General features: G+C 64.1%; 1 pseudogene. It reads left to right on the forward strand.

The annotated features are described in order from the left end of the window. Positions 1-52 precede the first annotated feature (52 nt). Positions 53-259: pseudogene (locus tag SB764_RS41955) on the forward strand (hypothetical protein); the annotation flags it as partial.

Consider the following 259-nt stretch of genomic DNA (forward strand, 5'->3'; position numbering starts at 1 on the left):
CCATGCCTTGACCGCCAGGCCGGAGCTACTGCTGCCTGGTACGGAGGACTACTTGCACCAAAGCTACCGGGCGGAGGCGATGCGCCCCAGCGCCGAGCTCATCGGAGCCCTTCGTTCCGCCGGTTACGCTGCAGTGGTCTCCGGTGCAGGACCGACCGTTTTGGTCCTGGCTAATGGCGGGAACGAAGCATCCGGGGTGGTTGAGTTCATTGAAGCGTTCACGGCGGGCGACACTCCCGGAGTTACTTGGCGCGTGATG

The organism is Paraburkholderia sp. SIMBA_027 (assembly GCF_046535315.1).
In the GTDB taxonomy this organism is placed as follows: Bacteria; Pseudomonadota; Gammaproteobacteria; order Burkholderiales; family Burkholderiaceae; genus Paraburkholderia; species Paraburkholderia tropica.